14 protein-coding genes are annotated in these 13,439 nt (G+C 70.9%); 11 read left to right on the top strand and 3 right to left on the bottom strand.

The features are described from left to right. The first annotated feature begins 10 nt into the window (after positions 1 to 10). Positions 11 to 670, top strand: a complete 660-nt coding sequence (locus Acy02nite_RS17915; protein ID WP_203742030.1) for an adenylate kinase family protein — start codon at positions 11 to 13, stop codon at positions 668 to 670. Between the two features lie 200 nt (positions 671 to 870). Here Acy02nite_RS17915 and Acy02nite_RS17910 read toward each other — a convergent pair whose 3' ends face one another. Beyond that, positions 871 to 2,259 carry an MFS transporter gene (locus Acy02nite_RS17910; protein WP_203742028.1) on the bottom strand — a complete coding sequence of 463 codons (1,389 nt, stop codon included), beginning with the start codon at positions 2,257 to 2,259 and terminating at the stop codon, positions 871 to 873. Between the two features lie 73 nt (positions 2,260 to 2,332). Between Acy02nite_RS17910 and Acy02nite_RS17905 the strand changes: the two genes are divergently transcribed. The 9 genes from Acy02nite_RS17905 (at position 2,333) to ptsP (ending at position 10,353) form a co-directional block, all read left to right on the top strand. Beyond that, on the top strand, positions 2,333 to 3,238 hold the full coding sequence (locus tag Acy02nite_RS17905) for a LysR family transcriptional regulator (RefSeq protein ID WP_203742026.1): 906 nt from the start codon (positions 2,333 to 2,335) through the stop codon (positions 3,236 to 3,238). Positions 3,239 to 3,642: 404 nt separating this feature from the next. Beyond that, entirely contained in the window at positions 3,643 to 4,404 is a 762-nt protein-coding gene (locus Acy02nite_RS17900) for a DeoR/GlpR family DNA-binding transcription regulator (RefSeq protein WP_203742024.1), read from the top strand. Then, a complete protein-coding gene (gene pfkB / locus Acy02nite_RS17895; RefSeq protein WP_203742023.1) occupies positions 4,401 to 5,342 on the top strand; it encodes a 1-phosphofructokinase in 942 nt (313 codons plus the stop codon). Before Acy02nite_RS17900 ends, pfkB begins: the two co-directional genes overlap by 4 nt. 136 nt (positions 5,343 to 5,478) lie before the next feature. Beyond that, on the top strand, positions 5,479 to 6,648 hold the full coding sequence (mtlA, locus tag Acy02nite_RS17890) for a mannitol-specific PTS transporter subunit IIC (protein WP_239174973.1): 1,170 nt from the start codon (positions 5,479 to 5,481) through the stop codon (positions 6,646 to 6,648). A gap of 23 nt (positions 6,649 to 6,671) precedes the next feature. Then, positions 6,672 to 6,980, top strand: coding sequence for a PTS sugar transporter subunit IIBC family protein (locus tag Acy02nite_RS17885; protein ID WP_203742022.1), 309 nt, complete (start codon positions 6,672 to 6,674; stop codon positions 6,978 to 6,980). Continuing rightward, entirely contained in the window at positions 6,973 to 7,422 is a 450-nt protein-coding gene (locus tag Acy02nite_RS17880; RefSeq protein ID WP_203742021.1) for a PTS mannitol transporter subunit IIA, read from the top strand. The genes Acy02nite_RS17885 and Acy02nite_RS17880 overlap by 8 nt, the downstream gene beginning before the upstream one ends. After that, a complete protein-coding gene (locus tag Acy02nite_RS17875) occupies positions 7,419 to 8,459 on the top strand; it encodes a zinc-dependent dehydrogenase (RefSeq protein WP_203742020.1) in 1,041 nt (346 codons plus the stop codon). Before Acy02nite_RS17880 ends, Acy02nite_RS17875 begins: the two co-directional genes overlap by 4 nt. A gap of 9 nt (positions 8,460 to 8,468) precedes the next feature. Beyond that, on the top strand, positions 8,469 to 8,744 hold the full coding sequence (locus tag Acy02nite_RS17870; protein WP_203742019.1) for an HPr family phosphocarrier protein: 276 nt from the start codon (positions 8,469 to 8,471) through the stop codon (positions 8,742 to 8,744). After that, positions 8,737 to 10,353 (top strand): phosphoenolpyruvate--protein phosphotransferase, encoded by a 1,617-nt coding sequence (gene ptsP / locus Acy02nite_RS17865; RefSeq protein ID WP_203742018.1) that lies wholly within the window; start codon positions 8,737 to 8,739, stop codon positions 10,351 to 10,353. Before Acy02nite_RS17870 ends, ptsP begins: the two co-directional genes overlap by 8 nt. Before the next feature lie 39 nt (positions 10,354 to 10,392). Here ptsP and Acy02nite_RS17860 read toward each other — a convergent pair whose 3' ends face one another. Together Acy02nite_RS17860 and Acy02nite_RS17855 are read right to left on the bottom strand one after the other, a co-directional pair. Further along, entirely contained in the window at positions 10,393 to 11,001 is a 609-nt protein-coding gene (locus Acy02nite_RS17860) for a hypothetical protein (RefSeq protein WP_203742016.1), read from the bottom strand. Positions 11,002 to 11,031: 30 nt separating this feature from the next. Next, entirely contained in the window at positions 11,032 to 11,781 is a 750-nt protein-coding gene (locus Acy02nite_RS17855) for a polyphosphate kinase 2 family protein (RefSeq protein ID WP_203742014.1), read from the bottom strand. 60 nt (positions 11,782 to 11,841) lie between these two features. Between Acy02nite_RS17855 and tyrS the strand changes: the two genes are divergently transcribed. Then, the gene (tyrS, locus tag Acy02nite_RS17850; protein ID WP_203742011.1) at positions 11,842 to 13,098 is read left to right on the top strand and encodes a tyrosine--tRNA ligase; all 1,257 of its coding nucleotides are present in this window, start codon (positions 11,842 to 11,844) and stop codon (positions 13,096 to 13,098) included. Positions 13,099 to 13,439: the final 341 nt, after the last annotated feature.

The following is a 13,439-nucleotide window of genomic DNA, read 5'->3' as shown; positions in this document are numbered from 1 at the left end:
GGCCAGCCACATGCGCAAGTACGTGATCATGGGGGTTCAGGGCAGCGGCAAGGGCACCCAGGCCCAGTTGCTCGCCAAGGACCTCGGCCTCGTCCACATCGGCGTCGGCGACATCTTCCGCTGGAACGTCCGCAACCACACCAAGATGGGCGCCCAGGTCCGCCGGGTCATGGCGTCCGGCGAGCTGATCGGCGACGACGTCGTTGAGTCGGTCGTCCGCGACCGCCTGGAGCAGCACGACTGGAACTTCGGCTTCATCATCGACGGCTTCCCGCGCAACGGCCGGCAGGCCGAGTTCTTCATGGAGAGCTACGACATCGACGCCGTGATCCACCTCGAACTGCCCGACGACGAGGTCCGCCGCCGCGTGCTCAGCCGCCGGCTCTGCCCGAACTGCGGCATGGACTACAACCTGATCGCCGACCGCCCGGAACACGAGGGTTGCTGCGACATCTGCGGCCACGAGCTGATCACCCGCGCCGACGACACGCCCGAGGCGCTCGAGGCGCGGCTGCGCGACTACCACGAGAAGACGCGCCCGGTCCTCGAACTGTTCCGGCGCAAGGAAGTCGTCCACGACGTCGACGGACGCCCGCCGGTCGACGAGGTCCAGAACGCCATCCGCAAGACCCTCGGCCTGCCTCTCTACGTCCCGGCCGAGGACCGATAGAAGATCAGAATCAGTCGGCGGTACGGCCGGTCCGGCCGCCGACCACACTCACCCGTCCCCGGTCCACGGACGCGAGCCATTCCCGGTGCCGGCCCGCCCGGCGACCCTCCGGCGTCGCCGGGCCACCACCCTCCCCACGCGCGGGGTGAGCCGGCCGGGCGGCAGGGCGCGAACCTCCGCCCGCGGGCCGGCGTCCGGGCTCAGGCCGGCGCGGACACCTTCTCCGGGTCGCGGGCGGGCGCCGGCCACATCGTCACCACGAGCACCGTCGCGACCACGAGCACTCCGGCCAGCACCCGGTACCCGACGGCGAGACCGGCCAGGAAGTCGTCCGCCGAGCGCAGCGCGTGGTGCGCGTTCAGCACCGTGCCGATCACCGCCACGCCGAGCGCCGCCCCGACCTCCCGCGCCGCCGAGTTCAGCCCCGAGCCCAGCCCGGCGCTGCCGGCCGGCAGCCCGGCGAGGATCCCACCGGTCAGCGCCGGCGCGCACAGTCCCATCCCGGCCGCCATGAGCAGCAGGCAGACGGCGTACACCGGGTACGGCGTGCCGGCGTCCACCATGGAGAGCAGCGCCAGCCCGACGACGATCACGGACAGCCCGGTGGCGATGACCGGCCGCGGCCCGTACCGCTGGACCAGTGGCACGGCCCGCCGCGACATCACTCCCATCCCGATCGCCAGGGGACCGATCGCCACGCCGGTGAGCAGCGGCGAGTACCCCTTGACGCCTTGCAGGAACTGCGCGTTGACGTAGAACAGCCCGAACAGCGCGAAGAACGTGGCGCCGACGCCGAGCGCCCCGGCCCGTACCGTCGCAATCCTGAAGATCCGTGGGTCGAGCAGGGGCTTGCGGGCTCGCAGCGACCAGAGCGTGAACGCCGCGAGCAGGAGCAGCCCGGCGGCGAAGGACACCAGCACCACGGGGTCGCTCCAGCCCTTCCCCGGGCCCTCGATGATGCCGTAGAGCAGCGCGAACAACCCTCCGGTCAGCAGCACCGTGCCGATCGGGTCGGTCGGCGCGTCGTGGCGGGGGACACGCGGCACGTACGCCGCCACGCCGGCCACCAGCAGCACGGCCACCGGGACGAAGGTGAGGAACAGGGCGGGCCAGTCGAAGTACTGCAGCACCGCACCGGCGATCAGGTTGCCGGCCATCCCGCCGAAGCCCATGCAGGCGGTCCAGAGGGCGATCGCGTACGGACGCCGTTCCGGCCGGGTCGTCTGCAGCAGCAGCGCCAGGGTGGCCGGCTGGGCGAGCGCCGCCGCGACGCCGCCGAGCGCGCGGCCGGCCTGGAGCACGGCGACGTTCGGGGCGAGGGCGCTGATCAGGTTAGCCACGCCGAACAGCGCCAGCCCGGCGATCAGCACGCCTTTGCGGCCGAGCCGGTCGCCGAGCGCGCCGGCCGGGATGAGCAGCCCCGCGAAGGCCAGCACGTACGCGTCGACGATCCAGACCAGGTCGCTCGCGTCCGGGTGCAGGTCGCTCGCGGCGAGCTGCGCAATGGCCAGGTTGATGCCCGCGACCAGCGACTGGAGGGCCAGCACCGTCAGGCACATCAGGGCCAGTGTCGGGTTCTCACGTCTCATGCGATCGACGCTAGGATCGGCCATACCTAACGTCAAATGCATGCTTTGCAGGGAAAGGTTGCGTGCGGCGCATATGAATCTGGACTTGAACCTCCTGACCGCGCTCGACGCCCTGCTGGAGGAGGGCAGCGTCGGCGGCGCCGCCCGTCGCCTGCACCTGTCCGAGCCGGCGGCCAGCCGCGCCCTGGGCCGGATCCGGACGGCGATCGGCGACCCGATCCTGGTCCGCGCCGGCCGTCAGATGGTCCTCACCCCGCGCGCCCAGGAGCTGCGCACCGAGGTGCACGCCCTGGTCGAACGCGCCCGCGCGGTCTTCACGCCACCCGGTCCGCCCGATCCCGGCACGCTGCGGCGGGTCTTCACCGTCCTCGCCGACGACGTGGCGACCGCGCTCGGCCCGGAGCTGCTGGCCCGCGTCCGCGGCGAGGCGCCCGGCGTGAGCCTGCGGTTCCTCGGCGAGGATCCGGCGTCCGACGGCAGCTCGCAGCTCCGTGACGGCCAGGCCGACCTGGACATCGGTGTGGTGCAGGACGCCCCGCCGGAGATCGTCGTCGAGCCCCTGTTCACCGATCGCATGGCCGCCGTCGTCCGGGCCGGCCATCCGCTGACCTCCGGCCGGCTGACCCCGGAGCGGTACGCGGCAGCGGCACACGTCAGCGCCTCCCGCCGGGGCAAGCTGACCGGCCCGATCGACGACGCCCTGGCCGAGCTGGGGCTGTCCCGTCAGGTGGCCCTCGCCGTCCCGACGTTCGGCGCCGCGCTGATCGTCGTGGCCCGGACCGATCTCGTCGGTCTCATGCCCGCGCTCCTGGGCAGTCGTGCGGTCGAGGCCCTGGGCCTGGTCGCGCTGGATCCCCCGATCGACCTGCCGTCGAAGGAGATCGCCATGGCCTGGCACCAGCGCTACGAGGCCGACGGCGCCCACGCCTGGCTCCGCTCCCAGGTCCGCTCCACCGTCGCCACCCTCACCACCGCCTGACCCCGAACCCATGAGCGCCGGCCGGGGCGTCGGTCGGCCTCCGTCGCACAGCGCGAGGCCCCGGCTGGCACTGGTGGTTGTTTCGAGGCCCGCTTCACGACCGTGAGCGCCAGCCGGCAAGCGTGAGTCGCGGCTGGGGCGCACCCCGTATCCGGCTGGCGTCGAGGGACGCGATGGAGCCGCTTCCCGACCGTGGAGCCGGCCGACGTCCGTCTCTTGGGGAAACCAACACAAGCGGGCATCGCCGAGGCTTACGCCGGGTGCGGGGGAGATAGCCATATGCGCCGGATTTGTCCCCCACGACTTCCCATGTAAGGAGACCGAAATCTCTTTGACATATTGCGCTCGGACAGAAGCGGGCGTAAACAAAGACAAAGCAAAATCAAAGCCAGGGCGGTGAATGGATGTACGCGGAGGAACGGCAGCAGGAGATCGTGCGGCGCGCCCGCGCCGAGGGCCGGGTCGACGTGGTGGCGCTGGCGGACAGCTTCACGGTCACGGCCGAGACGATCCGGCGGGATCTGACCGTGCTGGAACGGGCCGGCGTGCTGCGCCGGGTGCACGGTGGAGCGATCCCGGTCGAGCGGCTCGGCTTCGAGCCCGCCCTCGCCGCCCGCGACGCCGTGCTGATCAGCGAGAAGGAGCGGATCGCGAAGGCCGCGCTGGCCGAGATCCCGGAGGACGGCGCGATCATCCTGGACGCCGGGACGACCACCGCCCGGCTCGCCCAGTTGCTGCCCGCCGACCGGGAGCTCACCGTCGTGGTCAACTCCCCGGTGCTGGCCGCGATGCTCGGCATCAAGCCGAACCTGACGGTCCTGCTGCTCGGCGGCCGGGTCCGCGGCAAGACCCTCGCGACGGTGGACGACTGGGCGATGCGGCCACTGTCCGAGATGTACGTCGACGTCGCGTTCATGGGCACGAACGGCTGCACCGTCGAGCGCGGCATGACCACTCCCGACCCGGCCGAGGCGGCGGTCAAGCGCGCGATGATCGCCGCGGCCCGCCGGGTGGTGCTGCTCGCCGACCACACGAAGATCGGCAACGACTATCTGGCCCGGTTCGGCGGCCTCGCCGAGCTGGACCTGCTGATCACCGACAACGGGCTGGACCACGAGCTGGCCGCCGAGGTCGAGGCCACCGGAGTCCGGCTGGTGAAGGCATGATCCTCACCGTCACCCTCAACCCCAGTGTCGACCGGGCGCTCGAAGTCGACGAGCTGCTCCGCGGGGCCGTCCTGCGGGCCGCGGACTCGCACATCGACCCGGGCGGCAAGGGCGTCAACGTCTCCCGCGCGCTGCTGGCCAACGGCGTCCGCTCCACCGCGGTCGTGCCGGCCGGCGGTGCCGAGGGCGAGCAACTGGTCGACCTCCTCAAGGGGGAGGGCGTCGACCTGGTGGCCGTCCCGATCACCGGACGGACACGTTCCAACATCACGGTGGCCGAGCCGGACGGCACGGTCACGAAGATCAACGAAGCCGGCCCGGTGCTCTCCACCGCCGAGTTCGCGCAGGTCAGCGACGCTGTGCTGGCCGCCGCGCTGGAGGCGGACTGGGTGGTGATCTGCGGCAGCCTGCCGCCCGGCCCGTCGGTGCGGGCGTTTGCGGCGCTGTGCGAGCGGCTGGTCTCGGCCGGCGCGCGGCTCGCCGTCGACTCGAGCGGCCCGGCGCTGCTGGCCGGGGTCGACGCCGGCGCGGCCCTGGTCAAGCCGAACCGGGAGGAGCTGGCCGAGGCGGTCGGCGCGGAGCTCACCACGCTCGGCGACGTGCTGGACGCCTGCGACCGGCTGCGCAAGGCCGGCGCCGGGACCGTGCTGGCCAGTCTCGGCGCGGACGGCGCGGTGCTCGTCGAGGAGTCCGGCGTGCTCGCCGGCATCTCCCCGGTCACCACGCCGCGCAGCACGGTCGGTGCCGGTGACGCCCTGCTCGCCGGGTTCCTCGCGGCCGGCGCGCGCGGCGAGACGGCGCTGATCGAGGGCCTGGCCTGGGGCGCGGCCGCGGTGAGCCTGCCCGGCAGCCGGATGCCACGACCACAGGATCTGGACCGCACGACCGTCCGCCTCGACACGCACCCCGACCCGTCCCGGCCGATCAGCCCGCACTGACGTACCCCCGGCAATGGATCAGCGGCCGCAAGGTCGCGGCACAGCTCTACCCCCAGCAAACCCGAAATGCAGTAACAAAAACCGATTTCAGTACGGGGGACCGGCACGACCCCAGTCCATATGAATGGAGATCCTCATGGCCTCTTCGTACACCCCCGAGGTCGCCGGCGGCGGTTTCCGGGCTTCGGTGCAGAAGCTCGGCGGCTACCTCGCCGGGATGGTGATGCCCAACATCGGCGCCCTGATCGCGTGGGGCTTGATCACCGCCCTGTTCATCCCGGTCGGCTGGATCCCGAACGAGAATCTGGCCCAGCTCGTCGACCCGATGATCAAGTACCTGCTGCCGGTCCTCATCGGTTACACCGGTGGCCGGATCGTCCACGGGCAGCGCGGCGCCGTCGTCGGCGCGATCGCCACGTTCGGCGTCGTGGTCGGCGCGGACGTGCCGATGTTCCTCGGTGCCATGATCATCGCGCCACTGACCGCGTACGTGCTGAAGCTCTTCGACGGCGCGATCGAGGGCAAGGTCAAGCCGGGCTTCGAGATGCTGATCGACAACTTCTCGGCCGGCATCATCGGCGCGGGCTTCGCGATCCTCGGCAAGCTGGCGATCGGCCCGGTCGTCGACGGCCTGACCAAGGGCGCCGGCAACGCGGTCGACTGGCTGCTCGACCACAGCCTCATGCCGCTCGCGTCGATCCTGGTCGAGCCGGCAAAGGTGCTCTTCCTGAACAACGCCATCAACCACGGCGTGTTCGGCCCGCTCGGCGTGCAGCAGGTGCAGGAGCACGGCAAGTCGATCCTGTTCATGATCGAGTCGAACCCCGGCCCCGGTCTGGGCCTGCTCGCCGCGTACCTGTTCTTCGGCCCGAAGTCGCTGCGTCCCAGCACCCCGGCCGCGATGATCATCCACTTCCTCGGCGGCATCCACGAGATCTACTTCCCGTACGTGCTGATGAAGCCCCGCCTGATCCTCGCCATGATCGCCGGCGGCATGTCCGGCGTGGCCACCTTCATGATCACCGGCACCGGCACGGTCGCCACCCCGGCCCCCGGCAGCATCTTCGCCTACTTCGCGGTCACCGCGAAGGACGGCTACGTCGGCATGATCCTCGGCGTCGTCATCGCCGCCGCGGTCACCTTCGGCGTCGCGTCGCTGCTGCTCGGCTTCGGCAAGCTGAAGTCCGATCAGGAGATCGACGAGGCCGAGTCGGACGAGGCCATCCTCGCCGCCGAGACGGCCGGCACCCAGCACCCGGCCGCCGCCTCGGAGGCGACCACCACCGCCAAGGAACAAACCGCCTAACCACCACGAACGGAGGTCCGGCCATGGCCACCATCAACGGCAAGGACATTCACAAGCTCGTCGTCGCCTGCGACGCCGGCATGGGCAGCAGCGTGATGCTCGCCAGCACCCTGCGCAAACAGCTCGGCAAGAGCGGCGTCTCGGTGGAGCACACCCCGGTGAACTCCATCCCGGCCGACGCCGACCTGGTCATCTGCCACAACGGGCTGGCCGCGCGGGCCCGCTCGATCGCGCCCGGCACGCCGATCGTGCCGTTCCAGATCTTCCTGGGCGACCCGGCGGTCACCAAGGTGGTCAAGGCCATCCAGCAGGGCACCGACCTCAATGTCTGAGCTGCTGGACCGCCGGGCGATCAGGCTAGCCGAGAAGGCGGCGGACAAGACCGAGGCGATCCGCCGCACCGGACAGGCGCTCGTGGAGATCGGCGCGGTCGAGCCCGGCTACGTCGACACGATGCTCGCCCGCGAGCAGTCGATCTCCACGTACGTCGGTGAGGGTGTCGCGATCCCGCACGGCACCCTCGGCGGCAAGCAACTGGTGAACCGGGACGCGCTGTCGGTGCTGCGCTTCCCGGAGACCGTGGACTGGGACGGCGAGCCGGTGACGCTCTGCGTCGGCATCGCCGCCAACGGCGACGGGCACGTCGAGCTGCTCGCCGCCCTCGCCGAGATCCTGCTCGACGAGGACGCGGCCCGCGAACTGCGCGAGGCCACCGATCCCGACACCGTGATCCGGCTGCTCGGGGCGTTGAAGGAAGAGGACAGCAACTCATGAAGGTCGTGCGATTCCATGCCCCCGGCGACGTCCGCTTCGAGGACGTTCCGGAGCCCGAGGCCGGCCCGGGCGAGGTGAAGATCCGGGTCCGGAACTGCTCCACCTGCGGCACCGACGTGAAGATCTCCAAGTTCGGTCACCACCACATCCACCCGCCACGGGTGATGGGCCACGAGATCGCCGGCGAGATCGTGACCGTCGGCGACGGCGTCGACGGGTGGGCGCCCGGCGACCGGGTGCAGGTGATCGCGGCGATCCCCTGCGGCGAATGCGACGAGTGCCGGCGCGGACGGATGACGATCTGCCCGAACCAGGTCTCGATGGGCTATCACTTCGAGGGTGGCTTCGCGCAGTTCATGGTCGTACCCAAGGAGGTCCTGAAGGTCGATGGCCTGAACCGGATCCCGGAGGGAGTGTCGTTCGCCGAGGCGTCGGTGGCCGAGCCGCTCGCCTGTGCGCTCAACGCGCAGAATCTCGCCCGGGTCGGTGAGGGCGACGACGTCGTGGTGATCGGCTCCGGCCCGATCGGCTGCCTGCACGTCCGGCTCGCCCGGGCCCGTGGCGCCGCCCGGGTCTTCCTGGTCGAGCTCAGCCGGCAGCGCTTGGAGATGGCCGCGAACCTGGTCAAGCCGGACGCCGCGATCTGCGCGGCCGAGGTCGACCCGATCGAGGCGGTCCTCGAGCTCACCGGCGGGCGCGGCGCCGACGTGATCATCACGGCCGCGGCCTCCGGCAAGGCACAGGAGCAGGCGATCCAGATGGCCGCGCGGCAGGGCCGGATCAGCTTCTTCGGCGGGCTGCCCAAGGACAAGCCGACCATCACCTGCGACTCGAACCTCGTGCACTACCGCGAGCTGATGATCATCGGCGCGAACGGGTCGAGCCCGGCACACAACAAGCAGGCCCTCGACCTGGTCGCCACCGGCGCGGTGCCGGTCGCCGACCTGATCACGCACCGGCTGCCGCTGGACGGCGCCATCGACGCGTTCGGCATCGTCGAGCGCGGCGAGGCCATCAAGGTCACCATCGAGCCCTGAGGAGGGTCCATGCCCACGCGTACGGTCGCGGTCGGTTCCGCCAGCGGGCTGCACGCCCGTCCCGCCAAGATCTTCGTCGAGGCGGCGGCGAAAGCCCCGGTGAAGGTCACCATCCGGGTCGGCGAGAAGAAGCCGGTCCCGGCCAGGAGCATGCTGTCAGTGCTCGCGCTCGGCGCCAAGCAGGGCACCGAGGTCATCCTGGAAGCCGACGGCGACGGCGCGGATCAGGCCCTGGACGGGCTCGCCGCGCTGCTCGCCAAGGACCTGGACGCCGACGATGCCTGACCTCTCGGGGATCGGGGTGTCCGCGGGTGTCGCCGCCGGTCCGCTGCTGCGGATCGCGGCGGCCCCGGCCCTGCCCCCGCCGGCCCCGGTCACCGACGCCGGGGCCGAGGTGGACCGGGCGTTCGCCGCGCTCGCCGAGGTCGTGGCGGAACTCGGACGGCGCGCGGACCGGGCCTCCGAGGCGACCGTCGCCGAGGTGCTGCGGGCCGAGGCGCTGATGGCCGACGACGAGGAGTTGCGCGACGCCGTCCGGGAACAGATCGAGGATGGCACCGACGCGCCGCACGCGATCGCCGCCGCGTTCGGCACGTTCCGGGAGATGTTCGCCGAGGCCGGCGGCTACCTCGCGGAGCGGGTCGCGGACCTGGACGATCTGCGGGACCGGGCGGTGGCGGTGCTGCTCGGCCTGCCGATGCCGGGCGTGCCGCAGCCCGGGCACCCCTACATCCTGGCTGCTCGCGACCTCGCGCCCGCGGACACCGCCGACCTCGACCCGTCCCAGGTGCTCGCGCTGGTGACCGAGGTGGGCGGGCCGACCAGTCACACCGCGATCCTGGCGCGGGCGCTCGGACTGCCCGCGGTCGTCGCGTGCCGGGGCGTGCTGGAGCTTCCGGAGCACACGAAGGTGCAGGTGGACGGCGCCACCGGGCTCGTGGAGATCGGGGACTTCACGGTCCGGCGGGCGGCGCACGCCGCGAAGTCCGAGCTGACCGGCCCGGGGGCGACCTCGGACGGGCACGCGGTGAAACTGCTGGCCAACGTGGGATCGGCCAAGAACGTGCCGGCGGCAGACGAGGCTCACGCCGAGGGAGTCGGGCTGTTCCGCACCGAGCTGCTCTTCCTCGACCGCACCGCCGAGCCGGCGAGGGACGAGCAGGTCACGGCGTACCGCGAAGTCTTCCGCGGGATGGCCGGGCGGCGGGTCGTGATCCGGACGCTCGACGCCGGCGCCGACAAACCCCTGCCCTTCCTGAACCAGGACGGCGAGCCGAACCCGGCGCTCGGCGTCCGGGGCCTGCGCGTGGCCCGGCAGCGGCCCGAGGTGCTGACCACGCAGCTGGCGGCGATCGCGGCGGCGGCCGCGGACACCGGCGCCGACGTCTGGGTGATGGCGCCGATGGTCTCGACGCTGACCGAGGCCGCCGGTTTCGCGGCGGCGGTGCACGAGGCGGGACTGCCGAGAGCAGGCGTGATGATCGAGGTGCCGGCCGCTGCGCTGCGAGCCCGGGACCTGCTGGGAGTCGTCGACTTCCTCAGCATCGGCACCAACGACCTGAGTCAGTACACCTTCGCGGCCGACCGGATGTGCGGCGACCTCGCCGACCTGCTCGACCCGTGGCAGCCGGCGTTGTTGCAGCTCATCGCCATCTGCGGGGAGGCCGGCCGGGAGAGCGGGAAACCCGTCGGCGTGTGCGGGGAAGCGGCGGCCGACCCGGCTCTCGCCCCGGTGCTCGCCGGGCTCGGCATCGGCAGCCTGTCGATGTCGCCGCGGGCGATTCCCGCTGTCCGTGCCTCGCTGGCCCGGTACACGTACGACGAATGCCGCCGTCTCGCCGAGCTGGCGGTGGCGGCGCCGGACGCGGCCTCGGCGCGCAAGATCGTGGGGTGACGGGCGGCCTCCGCCGCGCAGGCGGAGGCCGTCACTCCCTCAGCTGAACGGGAAGCCCGGCGGGAAGTTGACCGACACGTCCGGTGCGTCCAGGTTCGTCATCATCCCGATCAGGTCCAGAGCCACCTTCGGCGTGCCCCTGGCGCCCTCCACGACGATCACCCGCTTCTTGCTGTTGTCCTGAAAGCCGACTTCCAGGTTGTACGTGTACCGGCCGCGCGTGTTCGCCGCCACGTACTTCGGGCGCAACGTCTGGAAAGCCGGCGTGGAGGCCAGCCGCAGGATGTCGGCCTCCTGCCTGGTGGACGAGCCGACCAGGGTGAACACCGACTGGCCGGTCTCCCCGGAGCGGGTGCGGACGACGACGACCGCGACCGCCTTCTTGCCCTTGACCGGAGCCTTCACCCGGGTCGGGGCCTTCGCCCGCGTCGGAGCGTCTCCCTGCGTCGGAGCGTTGGCCTGCATGGGGGCCTTCGCCTGCGTGGGGGCTTCTGCCTGCGTTGGGGCTTCTGCGTGCGGCGCGGCGGGCGCGGCCGCGGCCGGTGGTGCGGCCGTAACCTGCGGCGTGGGCTCGGTCGCGACAGCGGCCCCGGCGGCGCCTGTCACGCCCGCCACCACGGCGGCAAGACTCAACAGCAACTTACTCATGCCGTCAGAATATCGGGCAAAAGCGTCTAATCACTCCAATAGCCCGAGCTTGGCGAGCCGCTTCTCGATCACGTGGCAGACCTGCTCGACGACGGCGAGCCTGGCGTACGCCTTGTCGTCGCCGGGGATGACGTGCCAGCGGGCGCGCGGCTGATCCGTGCGGGAAAGCATGTCCTCGATGGCCTCCCGATAGGCCTTGCGCTTCTCCCGGTTACGCCAGTCCTCGTCGGTCAGCTTCCACGCCCGCAACGGATCGTTCTTCCGGTCCTCGAACCGTTTCAGCTGCTCGGCGTCCGAGACGTGCATCCAGAACTTGATCAGGATCGTCCCCTCCGCGGTCAGCATGCGCTCGAACTCGTTGATCTCGTCGTACGCCCGCCCCCACTGATCCGCAGTGGCGAACTCCTCGACCCGTTCCACCAGCACCCGCCCGTACCAGGAGCGGTCCAGCACCGTCATCCCGCCGGAGCCGGGCAGCACCTTCCAGAAACGCTGGAGGAAATGGTGGCGTTTCTCGTCGTACGTCGGAGCGGCGAATTGCGAGACCCGCACGTGACGAGGATCCAGCGGAGCCACGAGACGCTTGATCGCCCCACCCTTGCCGGACGCGTCCCAGCCCTCGAAGAGCACGCACAACGGCGGCCCGATCTTCTTGTCCCCGAGCTGCCCGCCGAGCATCAGCCGCAACCGCAGGAGCCGCTGCTGTGCCTCCTCCAGACGTGCCTCGGCCTTCTTCTTGCTGATCTCGATCGGCGGTTTCGCGCTTCCCAGGTGACCCATCCGCTCAGCATCCCCGAAACCCGGTGTGATCCGCATCGAGCGGTGCGGGAGAATCCGTGGGTGACTCTCGTAGACGATTTGATGTGGCGCGGACTGATCCAGGACTCGACCGACCCCGACGAGCTGCGCAAGGCACTCGACGGCGGCTCGATCACGTTCTATGTCGGCTTCGACCCGACCGCCGCCTCGCTGCACGTCGGTCACCTCATGCAGGTCTGCACCGCCCGGCGCCTGCAGCAGGGCGGGCACAAGCCGCTGCTGCTCGTCGGTGGCGCGACCGGCCAGATCGGCGACCCGCGCGAGTCCGCCGAGCGCACGCTGAACCCGCCCGAGGTGGTCGAGGGCTGGGTCCAGCGCATCCGCGAGCAGCTCTCCCCGTTCGTCACCTACACCGGGGACACCGCGGCGACCCTGGTCAACAACCTGGACTGGACCGGCACGGTGTCGGTCGTCGACTTCCTGCGCGACGTCGGCAAGCACTTCCCGGTCAACAAGATGCTGGCCCGCGACGTCGTGCGGAACCGGCTGGAGAGCGGGATCAGCTTCACCGAGTTCAGCTACCAGCTGCTGCAGTCCAACGACTTCTACGAACTGCACGTGCGCAACGGGTGCCTGCTGCAGTTCGGCGGCTCCGACCAGTGGGGCAACATCACCGCCGGCGTCGACTTCATCCGGCGTCGCGGCGCCGGCCCGGTGCACGCGTTCGTCACCCCGCTGGTGCTGAAGTCCGACGGCACCAAGTTCGGCAAGACCGAGGGCGGCGCGGTGTGGCTCGACCCCACCATGACCAGTCCGTACAGCTTCTACCAGTTCTGGATCAACAGCGACGACCGCGACGTCAGCAAGTACATGCGGTACTTCAGCTTCAAGACCCGCGAGGAGCTGGAGGAGCTGGAGAAGGCCACCGCCGAGCGCCCGCAGGCCCGTCTCGCGCAGCGTGCCCTCGCCGAGGAGCTCACCGCCCTGGTGCACGGCGAGGAGGCGGCCCGCCAGGCGATCGCCGCCAGCCAGGCACTCTTCGGGCGAGGTTCGCTCGACGAGCTCTCCGCCGACACCTTGCGCGCCGCTCTGGCCGAGGCAAACCTGCTTTCCGTACGGGGCGAGCTGCCGCCCGTCGGCACGCTGTTGAAGGACGCCGGTCTCGTGGCGAGCGCGAACGAGGCTCGCCGGACGATCAGCGAGGGCGGCGCCTACCTGAACAACGAGCGCATCACTGACGGTGAGGCGATCGTGCCGGAATCGGCGCTGCTGCACGGCAGGTTCCTGGTCCTGCGGCGCGGCAAGCGGACGTTTGCCGGCGTCGAGGTCACCGACTGAGGTTCTTCGTCGCGGCCCGGTCCCTTTCGGGGGACCGGGCCTTTTGTGTTCTGTCCGGTTTTGTTCCTGCCACCGGGCCTGCCCGTCCTCGGCCCGATCGCGGCAATAGGTGCGCTGACCTGAGGTTTTCCGGTCTCTCCGGGCTGTGACGGTGGTCGCGCCGCCCCGATTTGGCGTTGCCGGGAACGGAGGGTAATGTTTGTCGAGCCGCCAGGGAGACGGGCGAGCGAATGAGACCCGCAAGGGGCTCGGAGCGGCCGTCCTGGAGGAAACCTAGCCAACAAGATCACGCGATTTAGCGTCGCGGGATTTCTCGGTGCGGAAAATCCGGTTGCGAAACA

The organism is Actinoplanes cyaneus (genome assembly GCF_016862095.1).
Taxonomy (GTDB): domain Bacteria; phylum Actinomycetota; class Actinomycetes; order Mycobacteriales; family Micromonosporaceae; genus Actinoplanes; species Actinoplanes cyaneus.
The sequence above is the reverse complement of the archived record's forward strand: the minus strand, read 5'-3'. Positions and strand labels throughout refer to the sequence as shown.